This window comes from Nonomuraea sp. NPDC052129, from assembly GCF_040680095.1.
Taxonomy (GTDB): Bacteria; Actinomycetota; Actinomycetes; order Streptosporangiales; family Streptosporangiaceae; genus Nonomuraea.
This window is the reverse complement of sequence record NZ_JBFAVX010000032.1, coordinates 82,604-107,320: the sequence shown is the minus strand read 5'-3', so window position 1 is coordinate 107,320 and position 24,717 is coordinate 82,604. Positions and strand designations below refer to the sequence as shown.

At 70.4% G+C, this 24,717-nt stretch carries 25 protein-coding genes and 1 pseudogene; 15 read left to right on the top strand and 11 right to left on the bottom strand.

Annotated features, from left to right (window positions below; translation table 11 throughout):
• Nucleotides 1-94: 94 nt before the first annotated feature.
• On the bottom strand, nt 95-1,321 hold the full coding sequence (locus tag AB0L53_RS45585) for an MFS transporter (protein ID WP_364008808.1): 1,227 nt from the start codon (nt 1,319-1,321) through the stop codon (nt 95-97).
• Between the two features lie 93 nt (nt 1,322-1,414).
• Nucleotides 1,415-1,846 (bottom strand): MarR family transcriptional regulator, encoded by a 432-nt coding sequence (locus AB0L53_RS45580; RefSeq protein ID WP_358184381.1) that lies wholly within the window; start codon nt 1,844-1,846, stop codon nt 1,415-1,417.
• Between the two features lie 79 nt (nt 1,847-1,925).
• Here AB0L53_RS45580 and AB0L53_RS45575 point away from each other — a divergent pair, with 79 nt between their 5' ends.
• The gene (locus AB0L53_RS45575) at nt 1,926-2,339 is read left to right on the top strand and encodes an organic hydroperoxide resistance protein (protein WP_364008804.1); all 414 of its coding nucleotides are present in this window, start codon (nt 1,926-1,928) and stop codon (nt 2,337-2,339) included.
• Between the two features lie 3 nt (nt 2,340-2,342).
• On the opposite strand, the gene AB0L53_RS45570 is transcribed toward AB0L53_RS45575, so the two are convergent.
• Entirely contained in the window at nt 2,343-3,581 is a 1,239-nt protein-coding gene (locus AB0L53_RS45570) for a cytochrome P450 (protein ID WP_364008801.1), read from the bottom strand.
• Between the two features lie 108 nt (nt 3,582-3,689).
• The gene (locus AB0L53_RS45565; protein WP_364008798.1) at nt 3,690-4,526 is read right to left on the bottom strand and encodes an NAD-dependent protein deacetylase; all 837 of its coding nucleotides are present in this window, start codon (nt 4,524-4,526) and stop codon (nt 3,690-3,692) included.
• Between the two features lie 82 nt (nt 4,527-4,608).
• Here AB0L53_RS45565 and AB0L53_RS45560 point away from each other — a divergent pair, with 82 nt between their 5' ends.
• Complete coding sequence (locus AB0L53_RS45560) at nt 4,609-5,334, top strand: helix-turn-helix domain-containing protein (RefSeq protein WP_364008795.1); 726 nt, start codon at nt 4,609-4,611, stop codon at nt 5,332-5,334.
• 202 nt (nt 5,335-5,536) lie between these two features.
• Here AB0L53_RS45560 and AB0L53_RS45555 read toward each other — a convergent pair whose 3' ends face one another.
• Both AB0L53_RS45555 and AB0L53_RS45550 read right to left on the bottom strand, forming a co-directional pair.
• Complete coding sequence (locus AB0L53_RS45555; RefSeq protein WP_364008792.1) at nt 5,537-6,007, bottom strand: VOC family protein; 471 nt, start codon at nt 6,005-6,007, stop codon at nt 5,537-5,539.
• 174 nt (nt 6,008-6,181) lie between these two features.
• Nucleotides 6,182-6,724, bottom strand: coding sequence for a TetR/AcrR family transcriptional regulator C-terminal domain-containing protein (locus tag AB0L53_RS45550; RefSeq protein WP_364008789.1), 543 nt, complete (start codon nt 6,722-6,724; stop codon nt 6,182-6,184).
• A gap of 101 nt (nt 6,725-6,825) precedes the next feature.
• On the opposite strand from AB0L53_RS45550, the gene AB0L53_RS45545 reads away from it, so the two are divergent.
• The 3 genes and pseudogenes from AB0L53_RS45545 to AB0L53_RS45535 all read left to right on the top strand — a co-directional run.
• Nucleotides 6,826-8,046 (top strand): NAD(P)/FAD-dependent oxidoreductase, encoded by a 1,221-nt coding sequence (locus tag AB0L53_RS45545; protein WP_364008786.1) that lies wholly within the window; start codon nt 6,826-6,828, stop codon nt 8,044-8,046.
• Nucleotides 8,047-8,182: 136 nt separating this feature from the next.
• On the top strand, nt 8,183-8,650 hold the full coding sequence (locus AB0L53_RS45540; protein ID WP_364008783.1) for a cupin domain-containing protein: 468 nt from the start codon (nt 8,183-8,185) through the stop codon (nt 8,648-8,650).
• An 8-nt stretch (nt 8,651-8,658) separates the two neighbouring features.
• Nucleotides 8,659-8,781 (top strand): annotated as a pseudogene (locus AB0L53_RS45535) (ATP-binding protein); the annotation flags it as partial.
• Nucleotide 8,782: 1 nt separating this feature from the next.
• On the opposite strand, the gene AB0L53_RS45530 reads toward AB0L53_RS45535, so the two are convergent.
• Nucleotides 8,783-9,421, bottom strand: a complete 639-nt coding sequence (locus AB0L53_RS45530; protein ID WP_364008780.1) for a TetR family transcriptional regulator — start codon at nt 9,419-9,421, stop codon at nt 8,783-8,785.
• An 82-nt stretch (nt 9,422-9,503) separates the two neighbouring features.
• On the opposite strand from AB0L53_RS45530, the gene AB0L53_RS45525 reads away from it, so the two are divergent.
• From AB0L53_RS45525 to AB0L53_RS45505, 5 genes are all read left to right on the top strand, one after another.
• Entirely contained in the window at nt 9,504-10,409 is a 906-nt protein-coding gene (locus AB0L53_RS45525) for a hypothetical protein (protein ID WP_364008777.1), read from the top strand.
• Nucleotides 10,406-11,653 (top strand): isoprenylcysteine carboxylmethyltransferase family protein, encoded by a 1,248-nt coding sequence (locus tag AB0L53_RS45520; RefSeq protein WP_364008774.1) that lies wholly within the window; start codon nt 10,406-10,408, stop codon nt 11,651-11,653. The genes AB0L53_RS45525 and AB0L53_RS45520 overlap by 4 nt, the downstream gene beginning before the upstream one ends.
• Before the next feature lie 135 nt (nt 11,654-11,788).
• Nucleotides 11,789-12,442, top strand: a complete 654-nt coding sequence (locus AB0L53_RS45515) for a dihydrofolate reductase family protein (RefSeq protein ID WP_364008771.1) — start codon at nt 11,789-11,791, stop codon at nt 12,440-12,442.
• Entirely contained in the window at nt 12,387-12,725 is a 339-nt protein-coding gene (locus AB0L53_RS45510; RefSeq protein ID WP_364008768.1) for a YciI family protein, read from the top strand. Before AB0L53_RS45515 ends, AB0L53_RS45510 begins: the two co-directional genes overlap by 56 nt.
• A 3-nt stretch (nt 12,726-12,728) precedes the next feature.
• Nucleotides 12,729-13,889: a sigma-70 family RNA polymerase sigma factor gene (locus AB0L53_RS45505; protein ID WP_364008766.1), complete on the top strand. Its 1,161-nt coding sequence runs from the start codon at nt 12,729-12,731 to the stop codon at nt 13,887-13,889.
• A 63-nt stretch (nt 13,890-13,952) separates the two neighbouring features.
• On the opposite strand, the gene AB0L53_RS45500 is transcribed toward AB0L53_RS45505, so the two are convergent.
• Entirely contained in the window at nt 13,953-16,001 is a 2,049-nt protein-coding gene (locus AB0L53_RS45500; protein ID WP_364008894.1) for a BTAD domain-containing putative transcriptional regulator, read from the bottom strand.
• A 122-nt stretch (nt 16,002-16,123) separates the two neighbouring features.
• Between AB0L53_RS45500 and AB0L53_RS45495 the strand changes: the two genes are divergently transcribed.
• The 5 genes from AB0L53_RS45495 to AB0L53_RS45475 all read left to right on the top strand — a co-directional run bounded on the left by AB0L53_RS45495 (nt 16,124) and on the right by AB0L53_RS45475 (nt 21,458).
• Nucleotides 16,124-17,122 carry an alpha/beta hydrolase gene (locus AB0L53_RS45495; RefSeq protein ID WP_364008763.1) on the top strand — a complete coding sequence of 333 codons (999 nt, stop codon included), beginning with the start codon at nt 16,124-16,126 and terminating at the stop codon, nt 17,120-17,122.
• A 365-nt stretch (nt 17,123-17,487) separates the two neighbouring features.
• Nucleotides 17,488-18,558, top strand: a complete 1,071-nt coding sequence (locus AB0L53_RS45490; protein WP_358551816.1) for a MerR family transcriptional regulator — start codon at nt 17,488-17,490, stop codon at nt 18,556-18,558.
• Nucleotides 18,555-19,913: an MFS transporter gene (locus tag AB0L53_RS45485; RefSeq protein ID WP_364008760.1), complete on the top strand. Its 1,359-nt coding sequence runs from the start codon at nt 18,555-18,557 to the stop codon at nt 19,911-19,913. Before AB0L53_RS45490 ends, AB0L53_RS45485 begins: the two co-directional genes overlap by 4 nt.
• Nucleotides 19,914-19,998: 85 nt before the next feature.
• On the top strand, nt 19,999-20,631 hold the full coding sequence (locus AB0L53_RS45480) for a TetR/AcrR family transcriptional regulator (protein ID WP_364008757.1): 633 nt from the start codon (nt 19,999-20,001) through the stop codon (nt 20,629-20,631).
• 293 nt (nt 20,632-20,924) lie between these two features.
• Nucleotides 20,925-21,458, top strand: coding sequence for a hypothetical protein (locus AB0L53_RS45475; RefSeq protein WP_364008754.1), 534 nt, complete (start codon nt 20,925-20,927; stop codon nt 21,456-21,458).
• Between the two features lie 44 nt (nt 21,459-21,502).
• On the opposite strand, the gene AB0L53_RS45470 is transcribed toward AB0L53_RS45475, so the two are convergent.
• From AB0L53_RS45470 to AB0L53_RS45460, 3 genes are all read right to left on the bottom strand, one after another.
• Nucleotides 21,503-22,546, bottom strand: coding sequence for a hypothetical protein (locus AB0L53_RS45470; protein ID WP_364008751.1), 1,044 nt, complete (start codon nt 22,544-22,546; stop codon nt 21,503-21,505).
• Between the two features lie 5 nt (nt 22,547-22,551).
• Nucleotides 22,552-23,121, bottom strand: coding sequence for a hypothetical protein (locus AB0L53_RS45465; RefSeq protein WP_364008748.1), 570 nt, complete (start codon nt 23,119-23,121; stop codon nt 22,552-22,554).
• A 358-nt stretch (nt 23,122-23,479) separates the two neighbouring features.
• Nucleotides 23,480-24,649, bottom strand: a complete 1,170-nt coding sequence (locus tag AB0L53_RS45460; RefSeq protein ID WP_364008745.1) for a HAMP domain-containing sensor histidine kinase — start codon at nt 24,647-24,649, stop codon at nt 23,480-23,482.
• Nucleotides 24,650-24,717: the final 68 nt, after the last annotated feature.

The window sequence follows — 24,717 nt, the reverse complement described above, 5'->3', positions numbered from 1 at the left end:
CAGGCGCGGTGGGGCGTCTTCGTGTCCGTGCCTTGATCACGCGGCCTACAGGCGGAACGTTCCCGTCACGCGGCCTCCAGATGGAACGTTCCCGTCACGCGGGCTCCAGGTGGAACTGGTCGGCCCGCTGCGGTACGACCATCGCGATCAGCGCGCCCAGCACCGTGGTGCCGATCAGCAGCCCGAACGCGGCGGTATAGGAGTAATGGTCGACCAGCCAGCCCATCAGCACCGGCGCGAGGACGCCCGCCACCTGCCCGCCGACGTTGACCACCCCCATTCCCGAGCCGATCACCGCGGGCGGCAGCGCGCGTACCGGCATGCCGAGGATCCCCATCATCGACAGCCCGGCCACCGCCATGGCCAGCGTCTGGAACAGCGTGAACCCGGCCGCGGTCTCCGCGCGCAGCATCAGCACCAGCAGCACGGCGGTGCAGAGCAGCAGTGGGATGACGAAGAGCCGGCCCCGGTCGTGGAAGTAACGGTCGAACAGCCAGCCGCCGAGGGTGATCGTCACGGTCATCACCAGGCCGGGGATGGCCGCGTACAGGCCCGTGTTCAGCAGCGAGACGCCGCGCGCCTCCAGCAGATAGCTGGGCACCCAGGTGATCATTCCGTACCCGAGCATGTTGGTCGCGCAGAACAGCGCCGCGAACTTCCACACCGCCGGTGCCCGCAGTACGGAGGCGGGCGGGGGAGCGGGGCGCGACAGGTCGCCGGAGCCGTTCAGTTCGGCGGGCAGAGGCGGGGGGAGCAGTGCCCACAGCAGCAGCCCGATCGCGACGCCCGCGGCCGCCGTCACCCAGAACGTGGGCCGCCACCCGAACGCCAGCAGCAGCGGCGCCACGACCAGCGGCGCCAGGCCCGCGCCCAGCTGGGTGGCGGCCAGCATCGTGCCCGCCGCCGTGGCCCGCCGCTCGGGCGTGGTCCGCTCGGACAGCGCCTTGAAGGACGCGCCGGGGAAGATCCCCTGCCCCACGCCGAACAGCGCCCGGATCACCAGCAACGCGCCCAGCCCCCACGCCAGGCCGGTCAGCGCGGTGAACGCCGACCACAGCGCGAGCGAGACGACGAGCAGCCTGCGTGCCCCGACCCGGTCGGCCAGCAGCCCGCCGGGGATCTGGCACAGCAGGTAGACCAGGGCGAACACGGTGATCAGCGCGCCCTGCTCGGTCTTGGTGAGCGCGAACTCCGCCCCGATGAACGGCAGTGCGACCGCCATCATCACCCGGTCGATGTAGTCGACGACCCAGACTCCCATGAGCAGGCCGACGGTGAGGGTCGCGGTCTTCCTGACGTCGAGCGTGTACGTACTCCCCAAGGCGACCTCCGGTGATGCGGGCGTTCCGCATTCTTCATACAGACCAGCCGGTGGTACTTGGGGCTGTTCGACGATTCGTCCGGAGAGGCTACCTCAGGTGGCTTCGGTCAGGGATTGGGTCATTCGGCCGAGCGTACGCTGCAGGTCGGCCAGCTCGCTCATCCGCAGCCCGGTGGCGCCGAGCACGTGCTCGGGCACCCGCAGGGCCGACTGCCGCAGCTCCGCGCCCGCGCCGGTCAGCCGCACCACCACGGAGCGCTCGTCGCTGGCATTGCGCTCCCGCTGGACGAGCCCGGCCGCCTCCAGCCGCTTGAGCAGCGGTGACAGGGTGCCGGAGTCGAGCCGCAACGCCACCCCCAGCTCCTTGACCGTCACCGGCTCCCGCTCCCACAGCACCAGCATTACCAGATATTGCGGATAGGTCAGCCCCAGCTCCGCCAGCTCGCGCCGGTAGAAGCCGTCGAGCGCGCGGGACGCGGCGTGCACGGCGAAGCACACCTGGTTCTCCAGCAGCAACGCGTTCATGACCCCAGCATACCCGGGGTTGACGGCAGGCAATTAAATTGTGCACAATCAAGTTGTACACAATCGATTAGGAGCGATCATGAGCACCCTCTACACCGCCATTGCCACCGCGACGGGCCGCGAGGGCCGCGCCGTCTCCTCCGACGGGCGCCTGGACGTCACGCTGTCCCCGCCGAAGGAGCTGGGCGGGGTCGGCGCCGGCACCAACCCCGAGCAGCTCTTCGCCGCGGGCTACGCCGCCTGCTTCGCCAGCGCCCTCGCCCTGGTGGCCAAGCGCATGAAGGTGGAGGCCGAGCAGGCGTCAGTCACCGCCGAGGTGGGCCTGGCCCCCAACGGCGACGGCGGCTTCACCCTGGAGGTCGCGCTCCGCGTCGAGCTCCCCGACCACCTGCAGGGTGAGACCGGCCGCGCCCTGGTGGAGGCCACGCATCAGGTGTGCCCGTACTCCAACGCCACCCGTGGCAACATCCCGGTGACCCTCGTCATCGAATAGGTCCTACCGGCGACTTCCGTCCTTGGCGGGCCCGAGCACCACCGGCAGCACCGCCGGTCCTTCGGTGATGAACGACGAGCTGTAGACGATCTGGTCCTCCCCGACCGCCAGGCGCAGCTCGGGGAACCTGCCGAACAGCGAGGACAGCGCGATGCGGGCCTCGAGCCTGGCCAGCGGCGCGCCCAGGCAGAAGTGCGGCCCGCGGCCGAACGCCAGATGCGTCTCCTGGCCGCGCGCGATGTCGAACCGCCCGGCGTCCCCGCCGAACCTGGCCGGATCCGTCCCCGTGCCGCCGATCCCGACCATGATCGGCTCCCCGGCCGGGATCGTCACCTCGCCGAGGCGCACGTCCTTCAGCGGGTAGCGGAACATGACGTTGATCACCGAGTTCCGGGTGCGTAACCCCTCCTCGACCACCTGCGCCCAGGCGTCCCGCGTACCCGCCAGGGTGAGCTGGTCCCGGTCCGCGCACAAGGCGATGACCGTGTTGGCGAGCAGGTGCACGGTGGTCTCGTGGCCGGCGATCAGCACCAGCCACAAGATCCCCACCATCTCGTCGTCGGTCAGCCGGTCCCCGTCGTCCTCCTGCGCCCGGATGAGCCCGGAGGTGAGATCGTTCCCCATATCGCCGCGCTTGCGGTCGATGAACCTGGCCAGGTAACCGAGCAGGCCGGCCCCGGCCGTGCCGGCTTCCTCCGGGGTGGCGGTGTGGGACAGGAGCACATTCGTCCACGCGCGGATCTGGTAGCGCTCCTCCTCGGGCACGCCGAACAGCTCGCAGATCACATTGACCGGCAACGGCTCGGTGAAATGGCGGACGAGATCCACCACCTCGCCATCGTCGGGCAGCCGGTCGAGGAGTTCGTCCGTCATCTCCTGGACGCGGGCGGCGAGACCCTGCACACGTGCCGGGGTGAAGGCCCGGTTGATGAGGCCCCGCAGCCGCCGGTGGTCCGCCCCGTCCTGGGTCAGCAGGTGATCGCCCTCGATGACCTGCCGCAGCGGCCAATCAGGAGGGATGGTGCCGTCGTGCAGTGCGGGGCAGTTCCGGGCGTTCTTGCTGAAGAGCGTGTCGTCGTTGGCGAGAACCTCGTTCACCATGTCGTACGAGGTCACGGCCCACGCTTTGACCTTGCCCGGGAGCTCGATGGGGACCACTGGCCCGTGCTCATCGCGAAAGCGGTGAATCGTGCTGGACGCTCGCTCGCCGGGAACCGGGATTCGTAGAGGAGAGGTAGTCATTGAGAGGCCTCCAAAATGTGAAATGTCCTCCCAACTGTCTGCGATGCGACGGGACCAGCAAAGCGAGTTAGACGTCACCGCAGGACCCGCAACTCTTACCCGGCCGCGTCAGAGGCGGGTGGTGAGGTGAGTCAGGGTCACGCCGAGGGGTGCGTCCAGGGTGAGTACGGCTTGGGCGTCTCCGCCGGTCGGCCCCTGGTTCACGATGGCGATCGGGATGCCGAGCGCGGCGGCCTTGCTGACGAATCGCAGGCCGGACCGTACGGTCAGCGACGACCCGAGGACCAGGAGCGCCCGCGCCGCCGCGACGAGCGCGAAGCACTCATCCACCCGGGTCCTGGGTACGTTCTCGCCGAAGAACACCACGTCGGGCTTGAGCAGCCCGCCGCAGGCCGCGCAGTCCACCACCTGGAACCCTTCGACCTGATCGTCGGTGAGCGCGGTGTCACCGTCGGGGTTGATCTGCCCGCTGGCCGCCCAGCCGGGATTGGCCGATCGCAGGCGGGTCTCCAGTTCGGTGCGGCGGGTCCGCTCGCGGCAGGACAGGCACACGACCCGGTCGAGCCCGCCGTGCAGCTCGATCACCCGCCGCGCTCCGGCCGCCTGGTGCAGGCCGTCGACGTTCTGCGTGACGATGGTCTCGATCAGCCCGCGCCGTTCCAACTCCGCCACGGCGCGATGCCCGGCGTTGGGTGCGGCCAGGCCGATCTGCCGCCAGCCGGCGTGGCTGCGCGCCCAGTATCGCTGCCGCGCCTCGGCGCTGCCGACGAAGCGCTGGTACGTCATGGGCTCGGCCTGCCGGGCACGACCTGTGGGTCCCCGGTAGTCCGGGATTCCCGATTCGGTCGACAGCCCTGCCCCGCTGAGCACCACCACGCCACCTCTGGCCACCAGCTCGATCAGGGAGTCGAGCGCGCTGCCGCGGGTTCCCACACTTTCGGTCACAGCACTATGGTGCCCGACTCGTCACGCCGCGCCGTATTCCGGTAACCGGAAAGGGTTCTCCGGTTGGGCTAAAGTGAGAGGCATGTCCACCGAGCCGTCTCAGATGCCGTACGCGCCCGCCGACGCACCCGGGCAGCCCGCCGAAACGCCCAGGCCGCCCGCTGAAGCACCTGAGCCGCGCGCCGACGCACCTGGGTTGCGCGCCGATGCGCTGCACAACCGCAACCGCATCCTCGAGGCCGCCCGTGAGACCTTCGCCACGCTCGGACTGGACGTGCCGATGGTCGAGATCGCCCGGCGCTCCGGCGTCGGGATCGCGACCCTCTACCGCCGCTTTCCCACAAAGGAGTCGCTGGTCGTCGAGGTGTTCGCGGACGACCTCCACGCGTGCGCGAAGGTCGTCGACGACGCGCTCGCCGACCCCGACCCGTGGCGCGGCTTCCGCACCGTCATCGAGAAGGTGTGCGCCATGCAGGCCGTCGACCGTGGATTCACCGCGGCGTTCCTGTCGAAGTTCCCGGACGCGATCGCCTTCGAGCACGAACGCGAATGCGCCGAGCGGGGTTTCGCCGAGCTGGCGCGGCGGGCCAAGGAGGCCGGGCGGCTGCGTGCCGACTTCGTCCAGGACGACCTCACGCTCCTCCTCATGGCCAACAGCGGCATCGTGACCGACTCGCCCGAGGCGGCGCTGACCGCGTCCCGGCGGCTGGTGGCCTTCCTGCTCCAGGCGTTCCGCGCCGAAGGCGCCGACCCCCTGCCACCGGCCACCCCGCTTGGCCTGGACCAGGTGCTCCGCCCGACGACCTGAGGATGGACAGCCCTCAATAGACGGCAAGAAAATAGGGGCGCGGACCAAGCTGGTCCACGCCCCGGGAGGTCAGACGAAGCGGATGGCGTTCCAGTCCCAGCCCGCGGCGGCCGGGACAGTGTAGCTGCCCGTGAACGAACCCGACTGGCCGCTCCCAGCCGGTTGATCGTTCAGGACCGCGGCGCCGTCATCGGACAGCCGCTCAGAGGCGGGCGGCCTCTTCCAGGGCGTTGATGTCGATCTTCCGCATGCCCAGCATGGCCTTCATGACCTGCTGCGCCTTGGCCGGGTCGGGGTTGCCCAGCAGCTCCGGCAGTACCTTGGGGACGATCTGCCAGGACAGGCCCCACCTGTCCTTCAGCCAGCCGCACTGCGATTCCTCGCCACCCTCGGTGAGCTTGGCCCACAGCTCGTCGACCTCTTCCTGAGAGGCGCAGTCGACGTACAGCGAGATCGCCTCGGTGAAGGTGAACTCCGGGCCGCCGTTCAGCGCGACGAACCGCTGGCCCGCCAGCTCGAACGACACCGTCATGGCCGTCCCCGCCGGACCCGGGCCGGCGTCGCCGTAGCGCTGGACCTCCAGGATTCGCGAGTCCTCGAACAGCGAGGTGTAGAAAGCCGCCGCCTCTTCGGCCTGATTGTCGAACCACAGGAACGTGGTGATCTTCTGCATGATGCGCTCCTCCAAGTGCGGGAGTCCGGAACGGTGAGTCCCGGGCTGTCCTGTCACTAACGCGTCGAACACGTCGACGGCGATTCGACACGGCGGCGCTAGATTTCTTCCCGATGTCGAGCGATCGTGTCGTCGCAGCTCCAGGAGCAGGTCCAGAGCGGCTCCAGGGGCAGCTCAGGGCAGGGATGCCTTGGTTCCGGTGATGATCAGTTCGAGGCCGGCCCGGAAGGTGCGGTCGCGGAACTCTCTGGGCTGGGTGGCGATCGAGCGGGCCTGTTCCTCGGTCGTGTAGCCGTTGACGTAGGCCATGACGGTGTCCACGGCCGCGGCGGCCGTGTCCGCGGGGACGCCCGCGGTGGTCAGGGTGGCGATGAGGTCGTGGTAGAAGGCGACGGCCTCGCTGCCCGGGTTCTGGAAGGTGGACATGAGGCGCGCCCCGTCGCGGTGGGCCAGCATGAGCTCCCGCGTGCCGATCGCGAGGAGGCGCAGCCGCTCGTCCCAGGGGCCGTCGAGCGGCGGCACGGCCTCGCCCGGCGGGACGACCAGGTGCGCGACCATGGCGTCCAGCAGGGCCTGCTTGCTCGGGTAATGCCGGTACAGCGCACCTGCCCGCACGCCGAGCCGGCTCGCCAGGAGCCGCATGGTGAGACCGTCCAGGCCGACCTCGTCGAGCAGCTCGATCGCCGCCTGAAGCACCTGGGCGCGTCGCTCACTCATCGAATCCTCCAAGACGTGGTTGACAATGCGGCTCTCCGTACGTGAACAATGTACACGTGAACGTTGTTCACGTCGGAACAGCGTCGGAGACGGAGGGTGTCATGACCGAGCAAGGCGTGGGACGGGTGCTGGTGATCGGGGCGGGGCTCGGCGGGCTGACGCTCGCCCACGCGCTCGTCCGAGCGGGCCTCGACGTGCGCGTGTACGAGGCGGATGACGGCAGCGGCGAGCGGTTCCAGGGATACCGGATCGGGCTGGCGGAGCCGGGGCTGACCGCGCTGCGGGCGAGCCTGCCGCAGCGGCTCTACGAGCTGGTCGAGGCCACCAGCGGGGGCCTGACCGGGCCGGGGCTGCTGTTCGACGAGCAATTAACGGTCCTCAGCCGCGACCTGGAGGGGCCGGTGGAGGGGAGCAGGGCGGTGGACCGGCAGGTCTTGCGGCGGATCCTGCTCGGCGACCTGGGCGACCGGGTCACGCACGGCAAGCGGCTGACGGGCGTCGTAGCGGGGGCGGGCGGGAGCGCGTCCGTGCGTTTCAATGACGGTGCGGAGAGGGCGGGCGAGACTGTGACCGCGCGCTTCGCCGACGGTACGGAGGCCACGGGTGCGGTGCTGGTCGGCGCCGACGGCGGCAACTCGGTGGTTCGTCGGCACCTGACGCCCGAGGTCGAGCTGGTCGACGCGGACCTGTGCGGCGCGATGGGGCGCACCACGATCACCGACCGCTTCCTGCGGCTGGTGCCGGGGCGCGGCACGATGGTGAAGGGTCCCGGAATCACGCTGATGCTGGGCCGGATGCAGTTCGACAGGGAGCCGTCCGCGGCCGCCGCCGAGCTCGTCCCCGGGCTGGAGATGCCGTACCGGGACAGCTACGTACGGTGGGTGCTGCTGGTGCCGCCGGAGCACCCGGCGGCCACCAATCCGGGGTCCGCCGGGGAGGACGCGCGCGAGCTGGTGCTGGAGCTCCTCGAGGGCTGGCATCCCGACCTGCGGGATCTGGTGCGCTCCGCCGACATGAGCGCCGTCGGCCGGTCCAAGGTCTATGACCGGCCGATGCCGCCCTGGCCGGTGGGCCGGGTCACGCTGCTCGGTGACTCTGCGCACCTGACACTGGCCAGCGGCGGGAACGGCGCGAACACCGCCATGCAGGACGCCGTACGGCTGAGCGCCCGGCTGGCCGAGGTCCACCGAGGCGAGCGGGACCTGATCTCGGCGCTGGGGGAGTACCAGGACGACCTGCTCGAACGCGGGAACGCGGCGGTGCGGGTCGGCAAGGAGGCGCTGAAGAGATTCGTCCCCCCAGGGCCACAGGAGACCCGCTGATCCGTCCCCCCACGGCCCCAGGAGACGTGGGCTGGCGGTCTTGTTTACCTGCTTCTGGAGACTCTTGTCCGGGGTTCGATTGACCTGTCCGGATCACTCCTGGTCAGGTGGTGATTACGGAGCGGAGGGGGAGGACATGGCCGACAATGTGATCGCGCGCAAGCCTGGGGAAGGCGACGCGTTCTGGGTGCTCGGCGGTCTCTACGAGGTCAAGGCCGCGAGCGACGAGACGGGTGGCGGCGTGACGGTCATAGAGATGACCGTCCCGGCCGGAATGGGCCCCCCGCCGCACACGCATCCGGGAACGGAGATGCTCTACATCCTGGAGGGGACGGTCCGCCTCTACATCGACGACGAGGTGGTGGAAGGCGGCCCGGGTTCGTTCTTCTACATCCCCGACAGGACGTGGGAGCGCTTCGAACCCCTCACGGACGCGCGCATTCTCGTGACCTACGCGCCCGGCGGCATCGAAGGGTTCTTCACCGAGATCGGGGAGCTGGCGCCGACCCGGCAGGCCCCGCCGGCGGACCATCCGTTGCCGAGCCTGAAGGCCGTGACGCAGGTCGGGCTGCGCTACGGGCTGGAGATGAGACTGCCGGACTGACCCGAATGGGTGCAGGCGCCGGCCTCGCGCTCTCTCGAGGGCTGACCGAGGCCATGGGCGGCACCCTCGTACCCGAGGAGACCCCCGGGGGAGGGCTCACCATGACCCTCACCTTGCCCATCTCGACGTGAGCTATTTTTTGGGCTTGTCACTGCCACGACGGCCGGGCAGGCGCATGGTGAGCAGCCGCGCGCGGGGTGCGACCCGTTCGGCGAGGTTGAACATGGCCTCGGTGCGGGTGCGGTCGGCGTCGAGGTGGGTGAAGAGGTTGACGCCCAGGTAGAACGTGATCGCCGCGTACGCGAGATCACGTGGCGGCAGCAGCCTGGCCAGCGGTGATCCGCCGATGACCTGCTCCAGGGCCTGCTCGATGAAGTCGATCCAGGGCTCGGAGCGCGCGGTGATCTCCGCGCGGAGTTCGGGCCGGGCGATGCTCGCGCCGACCATCTCGGAGAACAGCGTGATGTGGCCGCCTTCGAGGTCGGCCCGGTAGATGGCGCTCGCGGTCTCGACGAGTTCCTCGAGGTTCTTGGCCTTGTCCACGGCCTCCCGGTAGGTGGCCATGCGCTGCTCTGACGAGCGGTCCAGCGCGGCGAGCAGCAGCGCGTCGACGCCGCCGAAATGGTAGAAGACCAGCGCCGAGTTGACCTCCGCCGCCTTGGCGATGGCTCGCGCGCTGGTGCCGGCGTAGCCCTGGCTCCGGATCGTCTCGGCCGCGGCGTCGATGAGCCGGTCTCGGGTCTCCGCGCCCTGCTGTTGCTTCTCGGCCACCCGCACCCCCCGCTTGACAGAATCCCGCGCCCTCATCGTACAGTTTAATCGCCTGATTAAATCTACTGGTTAAGGGGGGCGGATGGAGCCTGAACGCCAGCCGCAGGTGAGGGCGCGGTGGACGCTGGCCGGGGTGCTGGTCGCGCTGTTCGCGGCGATGTTGCTCGACAGGGTCCTGCACGAGGGGCATCTGGAGCAGACGGCGCTGTTCTACGTCGGCATCCCCGCGGTGATCGCCGTCACCGTCGCCCTCACCGCCCGGCCGCGCGGCACCATCGGCGTGATCATGGCGTCCATCACTGTGGCCCTGGCTCTGGCCGGTCCGCTGCTCGGGGAGGGGATCGTCTGCCTGCTCATGGCCGCGCCGCTGTTCTACCTGGTCGGCCTGCTCGTCGGATTGCTCATCGACGAAGTCCGGCGCCACCGGGGCAAGGGCCGGATGAACCTCCTCCTCGCGCCGCTTCTCGTCGCCGCCACGCTGGAGGGCACGGCGGTCTCGCTGCCCCGTGACAACGAGGTGAGCGTCACCGGGGCGATGGCGGCGACGAACGTCGAACGGACGGCGGCGAATGTCGAGCGGGCGCTGGCCGCCGAACCCCGGTTCGGGCCCGTGGAGTCGCGGTTCCTGTCACTCGGCTTCCCCCGGCCGTTACGGGCCGAAGGCACCGGGCTGGCCGTCGGCGACACCCGGAAGATCATCTTCACACCGCGCCGCTCGCTGGGCATCGGCGCGCCCTTGGAGCCCCGGTCCATGACCCTGCGGGTGAGCGAGCGTATGCCGGGGCGGGTGGTGTTCGCCGTGGTGGCGGACACCACGCTCGCGCGCTGGCTGGACCTGCGCCGGGCGACGTTCGACTGGCGAAGCGGCCGTCTGACGGTGACCTTGGCCTACCGCCGTACCTTCGATCCGGGCTGGTACTTCGGCCCGCTGCAGAGCTACGCGCTGTCCGAGGCGGCCGGCTACCTGGTCAAGACGTTCGCCGGATGAGCGATCCCGCGCTCATCCGGGGTGCCGCGCTCTTCGTCCCGATGGCCGCCGTCTGGATCGCGGCGGCCGTACGGCGGCCGGGGGAGCGGGACCTCGCCGCGATCATCCTGGCCACGGCCTGGAACCTGGTCACCCTCGCGGTCGTGAACGCCGTCGCCGCGTACGCGGGCTGGTGGCGCTTCGCCGCCGAAGGCGCCGTGGTGGCGGGCGTCCCCATCGATCTGCTGCTGGGCTGGGCGTTGCTGTGGGGCGCGCTGCCCGCGTGCGTGGCGCGGGCGTACCCGCTGCCGCTGGTCCTGGCGGGGTTCGCTTGGCTGGATCTCGGGATGATGCCTCTGGCTGAACCGGTCGTGGCGCTGGGCCAAGGGTGGCTGTACGGGGAGGCCGCCGCGATCGGGTTCTGCCTGCTGCCCGGCCTGCTGCTGGCCCGCTGGACCGCTGCTGACCGGCGGCTCACCTGGCGCGTGTCGTTCCAGGTGGGCCTCGCGGGCGGGCTCATGCTCGGCGTGCCCGTCGCGCTGACCGGCGTATGGCGGCAGCCCGAGTGGGTGATCGGGCTGCTGGCGCAGGTCGTGGCGGTGCCGCTGCTGTTCGGGCTGGCCGCCGTCCGCGAGTTCGCCGTCGCCGGGGGAGGGACGCCGGTGCCGTACGATCCGCCCAAACGCCTGGTCACGAGCGGGCCGTACGCCTATCTGCGCAATCCCATGCAGTCCTCGATGGCGGGCGCCTACCTGCTGCTCGCGGTGCTCGACCTGCGCTTCGCCGCCGCCGCGGTGAGCTGCGTCGCCTACGGCGCGGGGCTGGCCGCCTGGCACGAGGGGACCCAGCTCGTGTCGCGGTACGGCCAGGAGTGGACGGACTACCGTGACCAGGTACGCGCCTGGCTGCCCCGCATCCGCCCCTACCCCGGCCTGCCGCCCGCCGACCTTCACGTGGCCGCGACCTGCGAGCGGTGCGACGCGGTCGGCCGGTGGTTCGTCCGCCGGCGGCCCGTCTCGCTGCGGATCCTGCCTGCGGAGCGGCATCCGGGGGGTTTGCGGCGGATGACCTACGAACGTGCCGACGGGCTGCGTGCCCAGGGAGTGGCGGCCTTCGCCCACGCGGCCCAGCACCTCCACCTGGGGTGGGCGCTGCTCGGCTGGGTGCTCCTGTTGCCAGGGGTGGGGTGGTTCGCCCAATTGTGCGCGGACGCCTTCGGTGCCGGCCCCGCCCGGCCCCGAGCCACCGGACCGGCGGAAACGTGAGACCCGCTCGGCCCCGAGACGCCTGCCCGGCCACTGGCGCGCAACTGTGACCGGCATCACATTTTTCACCTGTCCCCAGAAGCGTGGCCTGTTCGTCCTATGCCCGACAAACCGGTTACGTGGAGGTTCAAGGTCATGAACAAGGTGATCGTCATCCAGTTCGTCTCTCTCGACGGGGTCATGGAGGACCCGGACGGGTCGGCCGGCTCGGCGCAGGGAGGGTGGGCGTTCCGCTACGGGCCCGAAAGCGTGGCCGGCGACAAGTTCGAGCTGGGGGAGGTGCTGGACACCGGAGTCATGCTGCTGGGCCGGGTCACCTGGCAGCTGTTCTCGCGCATCTGGTCCCCCAGGGAGGACGAGTTCTCCCAGAAGATGAACGCCATCCCCAAACTCGTCGCCTCACGCTCGCTGGACCACGTCGAGGGATGGCGCAACTCCACCCTGCTGCGGGGGGACCTGGCCGACGAGGTGGCCAAGCGCCGGCAGAGCCAGGATGTCGTGGTCGCCGGCAGCGCTAGCATCGTCGATGCGCTGCGGACCCACGACCTGATCGATCAATACCGGCTGCTGGTCTTCCCGACGGTGCTCGGCACGGGCCGGCGCCTGTTCGACCAGCCCCTCGGTTTGGACCTCGCGTCCGCCGAAAAGGTCGGCCAGGCCGCCCGCCTCGTCTACGACCGTACTTCCGCGAATGGAGATCAGCGAAAGGAGATCAGCGAAAGGAGATCAGCCGGTGAAATACGCCCTGCTGATCAACGAGCGCCCCGGGGCGTACGACGGCCTCAGTGAGGACCAGCGCGCCGCCATCAGCGCCGAGTACATCACGCTCATGAAGGACGAGCGCATGCTCGGGGGCGAGCGGCTGCAGCCGGCCGACACCGCGACCACCGTCCGCGTTCAGAACGGCGAGCCGCTGCTGACCGACGGGCCGTTCGCCGACACCAAGGAGATCTTCGGCGGCTTCTACATCGTCGAGGCGGACGATCTCGACTCCGCGCTGGAGCTCGCCGCCCGGATCCCGGCCGCCCGCCTCGGCGGCTCGGTCGAAGTACGGCCGCTGGTGGAGCGGTAGGCCGTGATCGAGGAGGTCTTCCGCGACCAGTGGGCACGCGTGTTCGCGGCCCTGGTGAGCTTCCTCGGCGACGTCGACCTCGCCGAGGAGGCCGCGCAGGAGGCGTTCGTTATCGCCGCTGAGCGCTGGGCCCGCGACGGGCTCCCGGACAATCCGGGGGCCTGGCTCGTGGTGACCGGCCGCAACCGGGCGATCGACCGCCTTCGCCGCGACCGTACCCGGGCGGAGAAGAGCCGGCTGCTGGACCACCCCATGCCGAAGGAGGTCACGATGGACGAGACGACGATCACCGACGAACGCCTCGAACTCTTCTTCATGTGCTGTCACCCCGCCCTGGCGACCGAGGCTCAGGTCGCGCTCACGCTGCGCGCGCTGGGCGGCCTGTCGACTCCGGAGATCGCCCGTGCGTTCCTGGTGAACGACGAGACGATGAAGCGCCGGCTCTCCCGCGCGCGCAACAAGATCCGGGCGGCCGCGATCCCCTTCGCGATTCCGCACGAGCGCCTGCTGCCCTCCCGCCTGAGCGCGGTCCTCGCGGTGCTCTACCTGGTCTTCAACCAGGGATACGGCGACGGCCGGGCCGACCTCGCGGCGGAGGCGATCCGGCTGGGCCGGACACTCCTCGACCTCATGCCCGACGAGCCCGAGGCGGCGGCGCTGCTGGCGCTGATGCTGCTGCACGACTCACGTCGCGCGGCCCGTGTTCGCGACGGCGAGATGATCCTGCTCCACGACCAGGATCGCAGCCTGTGGAACACCGCCCAGATCGAGGAAGGGCGCGAGCTGCTCGACCGCGCCGTCAGGTCGGGTGCTTCCGGCGCCTATACGGTGCAGGCCGCCATCGCCGAGTCGCAGACCGAGGAGCGCATCGACTGGCCGGCCGTCGCCGCCCTCTATGACCGCCTGCGGCAACTGACGGGCTCGGCGGTCGTCGAGCTCAACCGGGCCGTGGCGATCGCCGAGGTCGAGGGGCCGCAGGCGGCTCTGGCGATCGTCGACGCGCTCCACCTCGACGACTACCGTTACTTCCACTCCACTCGGGCCGAACTCCTGCGGCGCCTCGGCGACACCGTGGCGGCGCGGGCGGCCTACCTAAGAGCGCTCGACCTCGCCACCACCGAGGCCGAGCGTCGCTTCCTCAGCGGTCGTCTCGCCGAGCTGTGACTCACCTCGCGGCCTTGACGGCGGTGGTCGGCTGCTTGCGCGTCTATCGTGCGCGGAGCGAGGTCAGGGTCGATGGCGGAGGGCGGTGGCGAGGTCGTCGAGGTGTGTGGCGACCGGGCCCAGGGTGAGCAGCCCGCTGCCCGCCCCGGCCAGCTCCGCCGCCGCCGGAGTGAGCTCGGCGTGGGCGCGTTCCATCGTCTCCCGCTCCCCGACGGCGATGGCCGCCCGCGCGATCAGGCACCACAGGGCCTCGTACAGCAGGTCGCGGGGCGGGTCCGGAACCAGGCGCAACGCAGCCACAGCCGCGTGGCGACGATCCTGGGCCAGCAGCACCCAGGGGCGCGCCCATGGCTCGTAGGGTCCCCAGTCGGTTTGCTCGTCGACCAGGTCCGCCTGTTGTTCCCCGGGCCGTGCGTACTGGAGGCGCAGGCACAGCAGCGCGAGCGGCAGTATGCCGGACCGCAGTCCGGGCATGCCCGCGCCGTCCAGCCGCGCGGCGGCGTCCCGATATGCCGCCTCCACCAAGGACGCTTGCGCGAAGGCTGCCTCCGCCCCCGATGTTTGTCCGGTCGCGGCGAGCCGCAGCGCCCGGTACCACTGGACGAACACCCCCACCAGCGGCAATTCATGCCGCCGGGCCAGTAGTTCGGCGGCGGTCGCGTGCCCGTCGGCGCCGGGGAAGTCCGCGAGCGCGCTGCGGGCTTGGAGGCGGATGAGGTGCCCGAGCACCTCGAAGGTGACCAGCCCATGCCGGGCGGACAGGGCGACCAGCTCGGCGCCGATCTCGTCGCGTTGCGGCGCGAGCCCTGCCCGGTGGAAGGTCTGCATGAACACCCCGTTGAGGGCGAACACCAGCAGCCCGGGATCGTCCAATTGGCGGGCGATCTCCTCGGCCTGCCGGGCGGCCTGGGGTCCGCGCGCCGCGCGGGTGCCGCGCGACTCCAGGGCGATCGTGGCCAGGAGCCGCGCCCGCGCCGCCTGGTGCGTGCCGGGTGGGAGAGCGGTCAGGGTGCGTTCGGCTGCCGCCACGATCTGTGCCGCCTGTGCCGGGTCGTCCGAGCGGGTCCAAATCGCCGGTACGTCGTACGCGCCGATCACGCGGGCGGTCAGCTCCGCGTCGCCCAGCTCCTCCGCCGCCGCGACGGCCACCCCACGATAGCGTCGGGCCTCCTCCAGGCCGCCGCCCCCGGTCACCGCCAGATTGCGCAGCAGGCCCACCGTCGACTCCAGCCGCGCTCGCGAACCGGACGCCACAGTACGGTCATAGGCGGCGGCCGTCTCCGCCCATACCCGGCTCGCGGCCTCGGTCGTCTCTGCCCACACCGGGCCTGTGGCCTCGGTCGTCTCTGCCCGGCCTGTGGCCTCGGCCGAGTCGAGGTGGCCGGCTTGGTGGAGGATGTCCGTCTCCAGGCGGCGCAGCCCGGGGCCTGGATCCACTCCCAGCTGCTCGACCAGGAGCGTACGCGCCCGGCGCAGCACCGCGAGCGCGTCGCCCTGGCGGCCGGTGCGATACAGCGCCAGTGCCAGCAGCCGCCATGCGTCCTCGCGCCAGGGATGTTCGGCCACGTGCGCGTCCAGATCCGGCACGGCTTCGGCCGCGAGGCCCAGGGAAAGGCGCGCCTCGGCCTGGCGTTCCACCGCCTGTAGCCGCAGCTCCGCCAGGCGGGAGCGCTCCGCGCGGGCCCAGTCCTCCTCCGCGAACTCGGCGTAGGCTGGTCCGCGCCACCAACCCAGCGCCTCCTCCAGCCGCTTGAGTACGCCCTCGGGCGGCAGCGTCGCGGCCACCGCCTGCTCGAAACGCCAGGCGTCCACCGCGTCCCGCTCCGCGCGCAGCGCGTACCCCGGCCCCTCGGTGATCAGCAGCCGGGCCGCGGCGCGGGGCGGGCGTTCGGGCTCCAGCGCGCGGCGCAGGGCGGCCACGAAGGTGCGTACGGCGCCCACCGCGCCTGGAGGGGGATCGATCCACAGGTCCTCGACCAGGCGGGAGACCGGGACGACGCGGCGGCGGGCGACGATCAGCCGGGCCAGCACCGCGCGGTGCCGCGGTCCCTTCAAAGCGACCGCGCCCCCGGCCTCGTCCCAGGCCACCACCGGCCCCAGCACCCCGAACATCTTCCGCGCCACTACCCCACTCTTCCGTGTCATCGTCACCCGGGCCTCACGCTATAGCGCGCTCATCCGATGCTCATCCGCGCCCGGCAGGCTGGAGGCACTCCATCGGAAAGGACCGGACCATGACGCCTGCCATCGCCGGCTTCGACTACCAGCGCGTGCCTGTCGCCGACGGCGTGTCCCTGAACGCGGCCGTCGCGGGCTCGGGCACGCCCATCGTGCTGCTGCACGGCTTCCCGCAGACCCACCTGATGTGGCGGCACGTCGCCGCCGACCTCGCGGCCGACCACACCGTGATCTGCCCCGACCTGCGCGGCTACGGCGCCAGCGACAAGCCCACCGGGACCGACCGGGCTGGGACCGACCGGGCTGGGACCGACCGGGCCGGGGCGGACCGGGCTAGGGCGGACCACACGGGGACCGACCACATCAGAACTGGTCCCATCGAGACCGATCCCGCTGAGACCGAGCACGCCGTATACGCCAAGCGCACCATGGCCGCCGACATCGTCGCCCTGGCTCGCGCGCTGGGCCATGAGCGTTTCGCGCTGGCCGGGCATGACCGCGGCGCCCTGGTCGCCTTCCGCGCCGCACTTGATCACCCTGAGGTGATCACCCACCTGGCCGTCCTGGACGTACTGCCGACCCTGGACATGTGGCAGGTGATGCGTGGCACCAGCGCCGCCGTCGGCTTCCACCTCTACCTGATGGCCCAGCCGCCGGGCCTGCCCGAGCAGATGATCGCCGCGAGCCCGGACGTCTTCTTCGGCCACTTCCTCGACATCTGGACCAACGACCCGCAGGCGATCCCCGCCGATGTCCGCACCGCCTACCTGGACGCCTGCCGCGGCGCGGTGCCCTCGATCGTCGCGGACTACCGTGCTTCGGCCGGCATCGACGTCGTCCACGACCAAGCCGACCGGGACGCCGGCAACCGGCTGCGGATGCCGGTCACGGTTCTCCAGCAGGGCTGGGGCACCGCCCTCGGTTTCGACGCGGCCGCCCTGTGGCGCGCATGGGCACCCGACCTGCGGCATGAAACCGTCACTTGCGGCCACTTCATGGCCGAGGAAGCGCCCGCTGACATCGCCAAGACCCTCCGAGACCTGCTCACCCGCTGAACGACCAGCCAGGGCCGAGCCACCGAAGGCATCCGCGCCGCTGGCACCAACCCCCACGCGGCCCGGACGGTGCGCGCGTCACGTGCGGTGCCCACGAACGATCGCCGGGCATGCATCCTCCCGCTCCTCCGGCGGGAGGACCCCAGCCACCACGGACCGTCACAAGTGACAAACCACCCGGGAGACCATTGCGGTCACCCCGCCGAGGCCCACTGCCTGTTTGCGGTCCGGCACGGCCTGGGCGCGTTCCGGTTGGCCTGTCGGCTTGAGCCGCGAGAGTCTTGGCGCCAGGAGTGGACCTTCCCCTTGGGTGAAGGGGCAGCATCGTGGTGCCGGTCGCTTTGGCCGGCGCGAGGAGGGCGGGTATGGGGCTGCTGACGATCGGGGCGTTCGCTCGGGCCGCGCGGTTGTCGCCGAAGGCATTACGGCTGTACGACGAGCTCGGGCTACTCCGCCCGGCCGCCGTGGACGGGGAGTCGGGTTACCGCTTCTATGATCCGGCGCAGCTGGAGCGGGCCCGGTTGATCGTCTGGTTGCGGCGGCTGGGGATGCCCTTGGCCGGCATCCGTCAGGTGTGCGATCTGGAACCGGAGGCGGCGGCCGAGCAGGTCGCCGGCTATTGGGCGCAGGTCATGGCCGCCACCGCCGTACGGGAGCAACTGGCCACCTTCCTCGTCGATTACCTGTCGGGAAGGGGCAGCGCCGTGGAGGACGCGGAAGCAATGATCGGGATCCGTTATGCGGCCCGGTCGGAGTCGGGGCTGGTTCGTACGAGCAATGATGACTCCGTGTACGCCGGCACCCGGCTCCTGGCGGTGGCCGACGGAGCCGGGCCGGGCGGCAACCTGGCGAGCGCGGCGGCGATCGAGGCCCTCAAGCCGCTGGAGCTGGCGGCCGTACCCGCCGGGGATCTGCTCGGCGCGCTGGCTGATGCGGTGACCCATGCCGATCGGGCCCTTCAGGGCATCGCCGAGTCGACATTGTCCGGTGAGGCGATCACGACGCTGACCGCGATGCTGTGGTCGGGCTCCCAGCTGGCGCTGGTGCACATCGGTGACACGCGGGCGTATCTGCTGCGCGACGGCGAGATCTTCCAGATCACCCACGATCACACCTATGTGCAGGGGCTGGTCGACGAGGGCCGTCTCAGCCCGGAGGAGGCCGCCTCGCATCCGCAGCGCTCGTTGCTGGCCCGTGCGCTCATGGGTAAGGGAGGGGCGCAACCGGACCTTTCGCTGCATACGGCTGTCGCCGGCGACCGTTATCTGTTGTGCTCCGATGGTCTGTCCACTGTCGTCTCGGCAGAGGCACTGCACGGTGTCCTGAGCAGTATGGAGGGGCCGGAGCAGGTTCTCGACGAGCTGGTCAGGCTGGTGTACGCCGCTGGGGCACCGGACAACGTCGCCTGCGTGGTGGCCGATGTGGTGATGCTGTGACCGGCGTGGCCCCTCGCTCCCATGGCGGCGCGTCGGTGGTCCGTTCCTTCGGCGCGTACACGATCGACCGGCGGCCCCTGGCGATCCCCGCCTTTCGGCGGCTGTGGGTCGCCTCGGCCGTTTGCGCGGTCGGCGGCTCGTTCAGCGTGGTCACGGTGCCGACGCAGTTGTTCACGATGACCGGCTCGTCCGCGGCCGTCGGCGGTGCGGCCGTGGTGTCGTTCGGTGCTCTGGTCGTCGCTTCGCTGGGGGCCGGAACTCTCGCCGACCTCATTGACCGGCGGTTGCTGCTGCTGGTGGCTCACTGCGGGCTCGCGCTGACCTACCTGGCCTTGTGGGCTCAGGCGGGCCTGGGAAATCGCTCCGTCGCCGTCCTGCTGGTGCTGGCGGGGTGCCAGGGGCTGGCCTTCGGGGCGATCATGGCGACGATGGGCGCCGCGGTGCCCCGCCTGGTGCCCGCCGAGCTGCTGACGGCGGCCAACAGTCTCAGCTCGCTGGCCCGGTACACCGGATCGGTCGTGGGGCCGCTGCTGGCCGGTGTGCTTATTCCGGTGGTGGGGCTCGGCACGCTGTACCTGTTCGACGCCGTCGCGTTGTCGGCCGTCATATACGCGGTGATCAAGTTGCCGCCGATCCTGCCCGACCCGGCCTGCCCGGTGTCGCGGGGCGAGCTGTACGGCGCCTCCAAGTCCTACGGCGGCTCAAAAGCTTCGACAGTGCGGCGGCCGTCGATTCTCGGGCAGACGTTCGCCGGGTTCCGCTACCTGCTCAGCAGCCGGGTGCTCGTGGCCGTGCTGGCGGTGGACCTCGCCGCGATGGTCTTCGGGATGCCGTCAGCGCTTCTTCCGGAACTGGCGCAGCGCACCTACAGCGGACCCGTGGGAGGAGGCGTGGAACTGGGTCTGCTCTACGCCGCCTATCCGGCCGGCGTCTTCGTGGCGGGGCTGATGTCGGGGACGTTCACGCGCGCCCGCCGTCACGGTGCCCTGATGGCATCGGCCGCCGCTGCCTGGGGAGGGACCGTCGGCGTCCTCGGGTTGGCGCCGCGGCTCTGGGTCGCGCTTACGGCCCTCCTGCTCGGCGGTGCGGTGAACTTCGTGCTCAGTACCTTCCGCAACGCCATCTCCCAGGCGTACACCGACGACGCCATGCGCGGCCGGATCCAGGGATCTCTCACCGTCGTCCTCATCGGCGGCCCTCAACTGGCCAATCTGCTGCACGGGACCGCCGCGGCGGCGTTCGGCCCGCGGGTGACGATCTGCGTCGGCGGGCTGCTCACCGTGACGACCGTCGCCCTGATCGTATGGGCGGTGCCTCGGCTGTGGCACTACGCCGCCCCAGGGACAGATCACTGACAGCGGCACTACGCCGCCCCACGGACTGACCCAGGACAGAACAGCGTCTCGCCAGGCGGTTGACCGGGCGCCTATAGTTAGTTAGGTGACTGACTCGAAAGGCTCCCGGGCGAAGACGGCGACCGCCAAGCGGCAGCGGCTGATGATCGCCGCCGCCCGGGTCGTGCACCAGCAGGGCGCGGAACGTACCACCATCGCTGACATCGCCCGCGCCGCCGACGTGCCCGTGGGCAATGTGTACTACTACTTCAAGACCAAGGATGAGCTGGTCTCGGCCGCGCTCAGCGAGCACGTCCGGCAGCTGGGGATGCTCACCGAACACCTGGAGAGCCTCGGCGGCCCGCTGGAGCGGCTCAAGGGCCTGGTGGAGGCGTGGGTCAGCCAGCGCGAGCTCGCGGCCCGCTACGGCTGCCCGACCGGAACGCTGGCCGTCGAGCTGGACAAACGTGACGAGGGCGGCCTGGACGTGGAGGCGGGCAAGGCCATCCGGCTGCTGCTGGACTGGGTCGAACGGCAGTTCCGCGACCTGGGGCTGCCTGATCCTGACGGGCTCGCCCTGACCCTGGTGGGCGCCTATCAGGGCATGTCGCTGCTGGCCAACGCCCTGCGCGAGCCCGACGTCATGACGCGGCAAGGTGCCCGCCTGGTCGCTTGGCTGGACTGCCTGCCGGGCGACGGCTGTCCAGAGCGGTCCGGCGACCGTTCTCAAGCGCACTGATAAAAGGCATGCCGATAAAGGACATATCGCTCAAGAAATGCCGATAGCGACATTTAGCGGGCGGAAAATGGGGCCGTCAGGTTCTGTTTATCGAGCGAGTAGAGCGTAGTCGCCAAGCGCGAATAGATCATGACAAAGGAGTCGCCAGTTGCTGTAGGAGGCGTTTCCGGACGTCTCGTGCAGAGCAGGATCTGATCGACATGTTGGCGCCCTGGGAGCGGGCCGAATTCGATAGGGGGTCGGCCATGGGAATGAGCCGATTTAATGCTATACGGGCGGGCACAGCCGCCGCGATGGTCACCACGGCGCTGGCATGGGCGACCTCCGCCCAGGCGGACACGTGCGCGGAGTCGACCACCTGCTCCACGACGGTGACGTTCACCGTCAATGCGGGCGAGGGGCTGGAGATCAGCGTGCCCGACGGGCCGGTCAGCCTCGGCAGCGGTCAGCCCGGCGACCAGGTCAGCGGGCAGCTCCAGGTCGTCACGGTCATGGACCAGCGGGCCGCGCTGAACGCCACCTGGACGGCGAGCGTGTACGGCACGCCCCTGACGACCGGCAGCGGTACTAGCGCCGAGACCGTGCCGCTGAGCGCGCTCAGCTACTGGTCGGGACCCGCGACGGCCACCACCGGCGCAGGAACCTTCGTGCCCGGCCAGCCCACCGCCGCCGACGCGGAGGTGCTCGACGAGGTGTACACGGCCTTCAGCAAGATCAACGGCGCTGGCGACAACTCCGCCAGCTGGAACCCGACCATCGTGATCGACGTCCCCGCCCAGGCGGTGGCCGGTACCTACACCGGCACCATCAGCCACTCGGTCGCCTGAGCCGATGACCAGACGCCCCCGGCCGCACCGGAGCCGATCGCCGCTCAGCGGCTCGAATCGGCTCCGGCGGCGCTCTTTCGGCGGGCGCGCAGGCGGCGGAAGGTGATGATCAGGACCGTCCCGGCGGCGAGGGCCGCGAGGCCGGGGAGGACGAGGATCAGCGCCAGCGGGGAGTCCGACGCGGCGGCCAGGCCCCACGACCCCGCCTTGCGCGGAAAGGTGAGCGTTCCGGTCTCCGTCCGGTCGATCCGGCCGCTCTTGAGCGTGAGGCTGAACTTCCACGGCCCGTCGGGAAGATCCTGTCCCAGATGTACGGAGACATCCCCCTGCTGGCCGGGGGCCAGGGTCGTGCCCCGCTCGATCGGGAATGGGCCGGCGCTCAGAGCGCTCGGCCCGTCCCTGAGCGACAGCTTCCCTTCGAGGTCGATGGCGCGTTCGCCGGTGTTGGCGATGGTGGCCACGATCTTCGGCTGCCCGTCCTCGGTCCGCTGGGGCAGGATCTCGCCGATCTTGAAGTCCGAGGGTGGCTCACCGCCCGGACCGACGTCGAGGTAGGCGCGGAGCCCTACGCGGTTGACGAGGGTGATGCCCTCCTGCTGCCCCGCGCCGGGCGAGGAGATCTGTGCCCAGATGACGGCGTACCGCTCGCCTTTGGGAGCCCACGCGGGAATGCCGACGGTGGCCTTCACCGACGTCCTGCCCTGTGGCGGCAGGTCGGTGGCGGCCTGGTTGAGCTTGATCCAGGAGCTCAGTTCGTTCGGCGTGCGTTCGGGCTCGAAGGTGAAGCGGCCGTGGCTGATGCCGGCACCGGCGGTGTACAGCTGCACGTGCTGGGTTTTGTCCGAGATGTTGTACACCTCGAAGCGCCGGGTGAACGTGGTGCCGGGATTGACGTGGTCGACGATGAAGGCGTGCGCGCGCGGGTCGTCCATCCGGTTGGCGGGGATCTCCAGCAACCTGATGCCGATGCTGTCCTTGCCGGAGGGGCGCGCCGCGCCCCGGCTCGAGTCCGCGATCGCCGGTGCGCTGAGCATCGCGTACGCGAGCAGCGTCACGGGAACGAGCCGGGGCAACAGTGAAGTGGGCATGTGGGCTAGGCGACGGAGTGGTTCACCGTGCCGGTGTAGACGCCCGCCACCGCTTGGTCGGGGACGTTGATCACGATGGTCGGGTTCCAGGTGGCGGAGTTGTCGCCGGAGCCGGTCGTCTTGCTGAAGGCGGTGCGTGAGGCGTTCAGCGACTGCGCGGCTGCTGCGTTCGCCTGACCGGGAACGAAGGTCCCGGTCCCTGTTGTGGCGGTCGTCCCGCCGGACCAGTACAGGACGGCCGTGTTGGGAACGGTCTCGGCGGCGGTGCCGCCGCCCGTGGTGAAGCCTCCCGACGCGGCGATCACGGACGCCACCCAGGTGGCGGTGAGCGCGGCGCGCTGGTCGGCCACCGTGACCGAGCCGAGCTGCGTGCTGATCTGGCCGCCCGAGCTGCCGCTACCGAGGTTCGCCGTGTCGGGTACGGTGATCTCCAGCCCGCCCTCGGCGGCCACGGTGAAGGTCACCGTGGTGGAGCAGGTGGTGGACGCGGCACAGGTGTCGGCCTGTGCGGGCAGGGCCACCGCCACGGTCGCCATGATGCCTATCAGGGGAAGGCCCAGACGGCTTTTGGACACTGCTGTCTCCTTCATCGCATTTCCCGCCCTCTCTGGGCCGTTCTCAGCACATTCTCCTCAGTGATCAGATTTTGGAAACCGTTCCCGAGGGCACCTGGAACACTTTTGGTGATCAAATGACGACAATCGGAAATTAGCAATTCACCGTGTGGAGCCATGTGTGAGGAATAACGGTGGTTATGCCGATTTGCCCCTGCACTCTGGTTCACAACGGCATCGGCGTCCCCGGATCCGAGAGCTCTTGTCGTTGTCTTTACGTGGGAACCGCCGCCCACGGATCTGGCGGGGGAATGAAGACAGCGGCAAGTGATCTATGATGCCGGTCCACAAGCATTCTCACGCCCCGCCACCAGCACCTTCACGCCGGGGCCTCCGCCCGTACGGACGTCGGCGGCAGTGAGACGGTGACCCGCAGGCCGCCGTCGGGCCGGGCCCGCGGCTCCAGGCCGCCGCCGTGCGCGGTGGCGATGGCCGCGACGATCGACAGTCCGAGCCCGGAGCCGTCGCCGGAGCCGGTCCGGTCGGTGCCGAGCCGCTCGAACGGCTGGGCCAGCCGCGCCACCTGCTCCTGATCGAGGACCGGCCCGCCCGTCTCCACGACGAGCAGCGCGGTCGCGCCGTCTGACGTGGCGGACAGGCGGATCCAGCCGCCGTCGTGGTTGTGGGTGATCGCGTTGTCGATCACGTTCTCGGCCAGGCGGGACAGGAGCGTCCGGCTGCCCCACGTCCACACGCTGTCGTGGACGTCGCCGTCGTGGACGGTGAGGTTCCTGGCGGTGATGCCGGCGGCTCGGGCGGCCAGGGCGGCGGACACCGTACGGCCGAGCGAGACTTCCGCCCGGTCGGCCAGGGCACCGTGCTGGGTGCGGGCGAGCACCAGGAAGCCTTCCAGAAGCCGGTCGACCCGGTCGAGTTCGGTGCGGAGCCGCTCGGACAACACGACCGTCTGCGCGGGTACGGGTTCCGGCTTGGCCAGGGCCACATCCAGCGACGCCCGCATGGTCGCCAGCGGGGTGCGCAGCTCGTGAGAGGCGTTGGCGACGAACCGGCGCTGCGCGTCGAAGGAGCCCTCCAAGCGTTCCAGCAGGTCGTCGATGGTGTCGGCGAGGTCCTTCACCTCGTCGGCCGGGCCCGGCACGGCCAGCCGTTCGTGCAGATTGTCGGCGGAGATCCGCCGGGTGGCCGCGGTGATCGTCCGCAACGGGCGCAGCACCCGGCCCGCGACCATCCGGCCCAGCACGATCGACACCACGGCCATGACGGCCAGCGCGACCGCCGAGCCGATGAGGAGCTGGCGTGATTGGAGCGCCTGGACCTCCGACAGCTGACTCTGGAGGCGGGCGATGAGCTCCTGGGCGGCGCCGGGCGTGAGCCGCTCGACCGGCGCCGTCCCCACAGGGGAGGTGACCCGCGTCCCCAGGCTCACCAGGTTGGTGATGGCCAGCAGCCCGATGCCGGACAGGAGGAACAGGGCGCCGTACAGGGCGGTGAAGCGCAGCCGTACGGTGCCGTCCCGCAGTTTCCTCATGACTCCAGCATGCTGTTTCGCACCTAACAACGACATGACGGCCTCGGTTCGGCCCACGTTATGGCGTC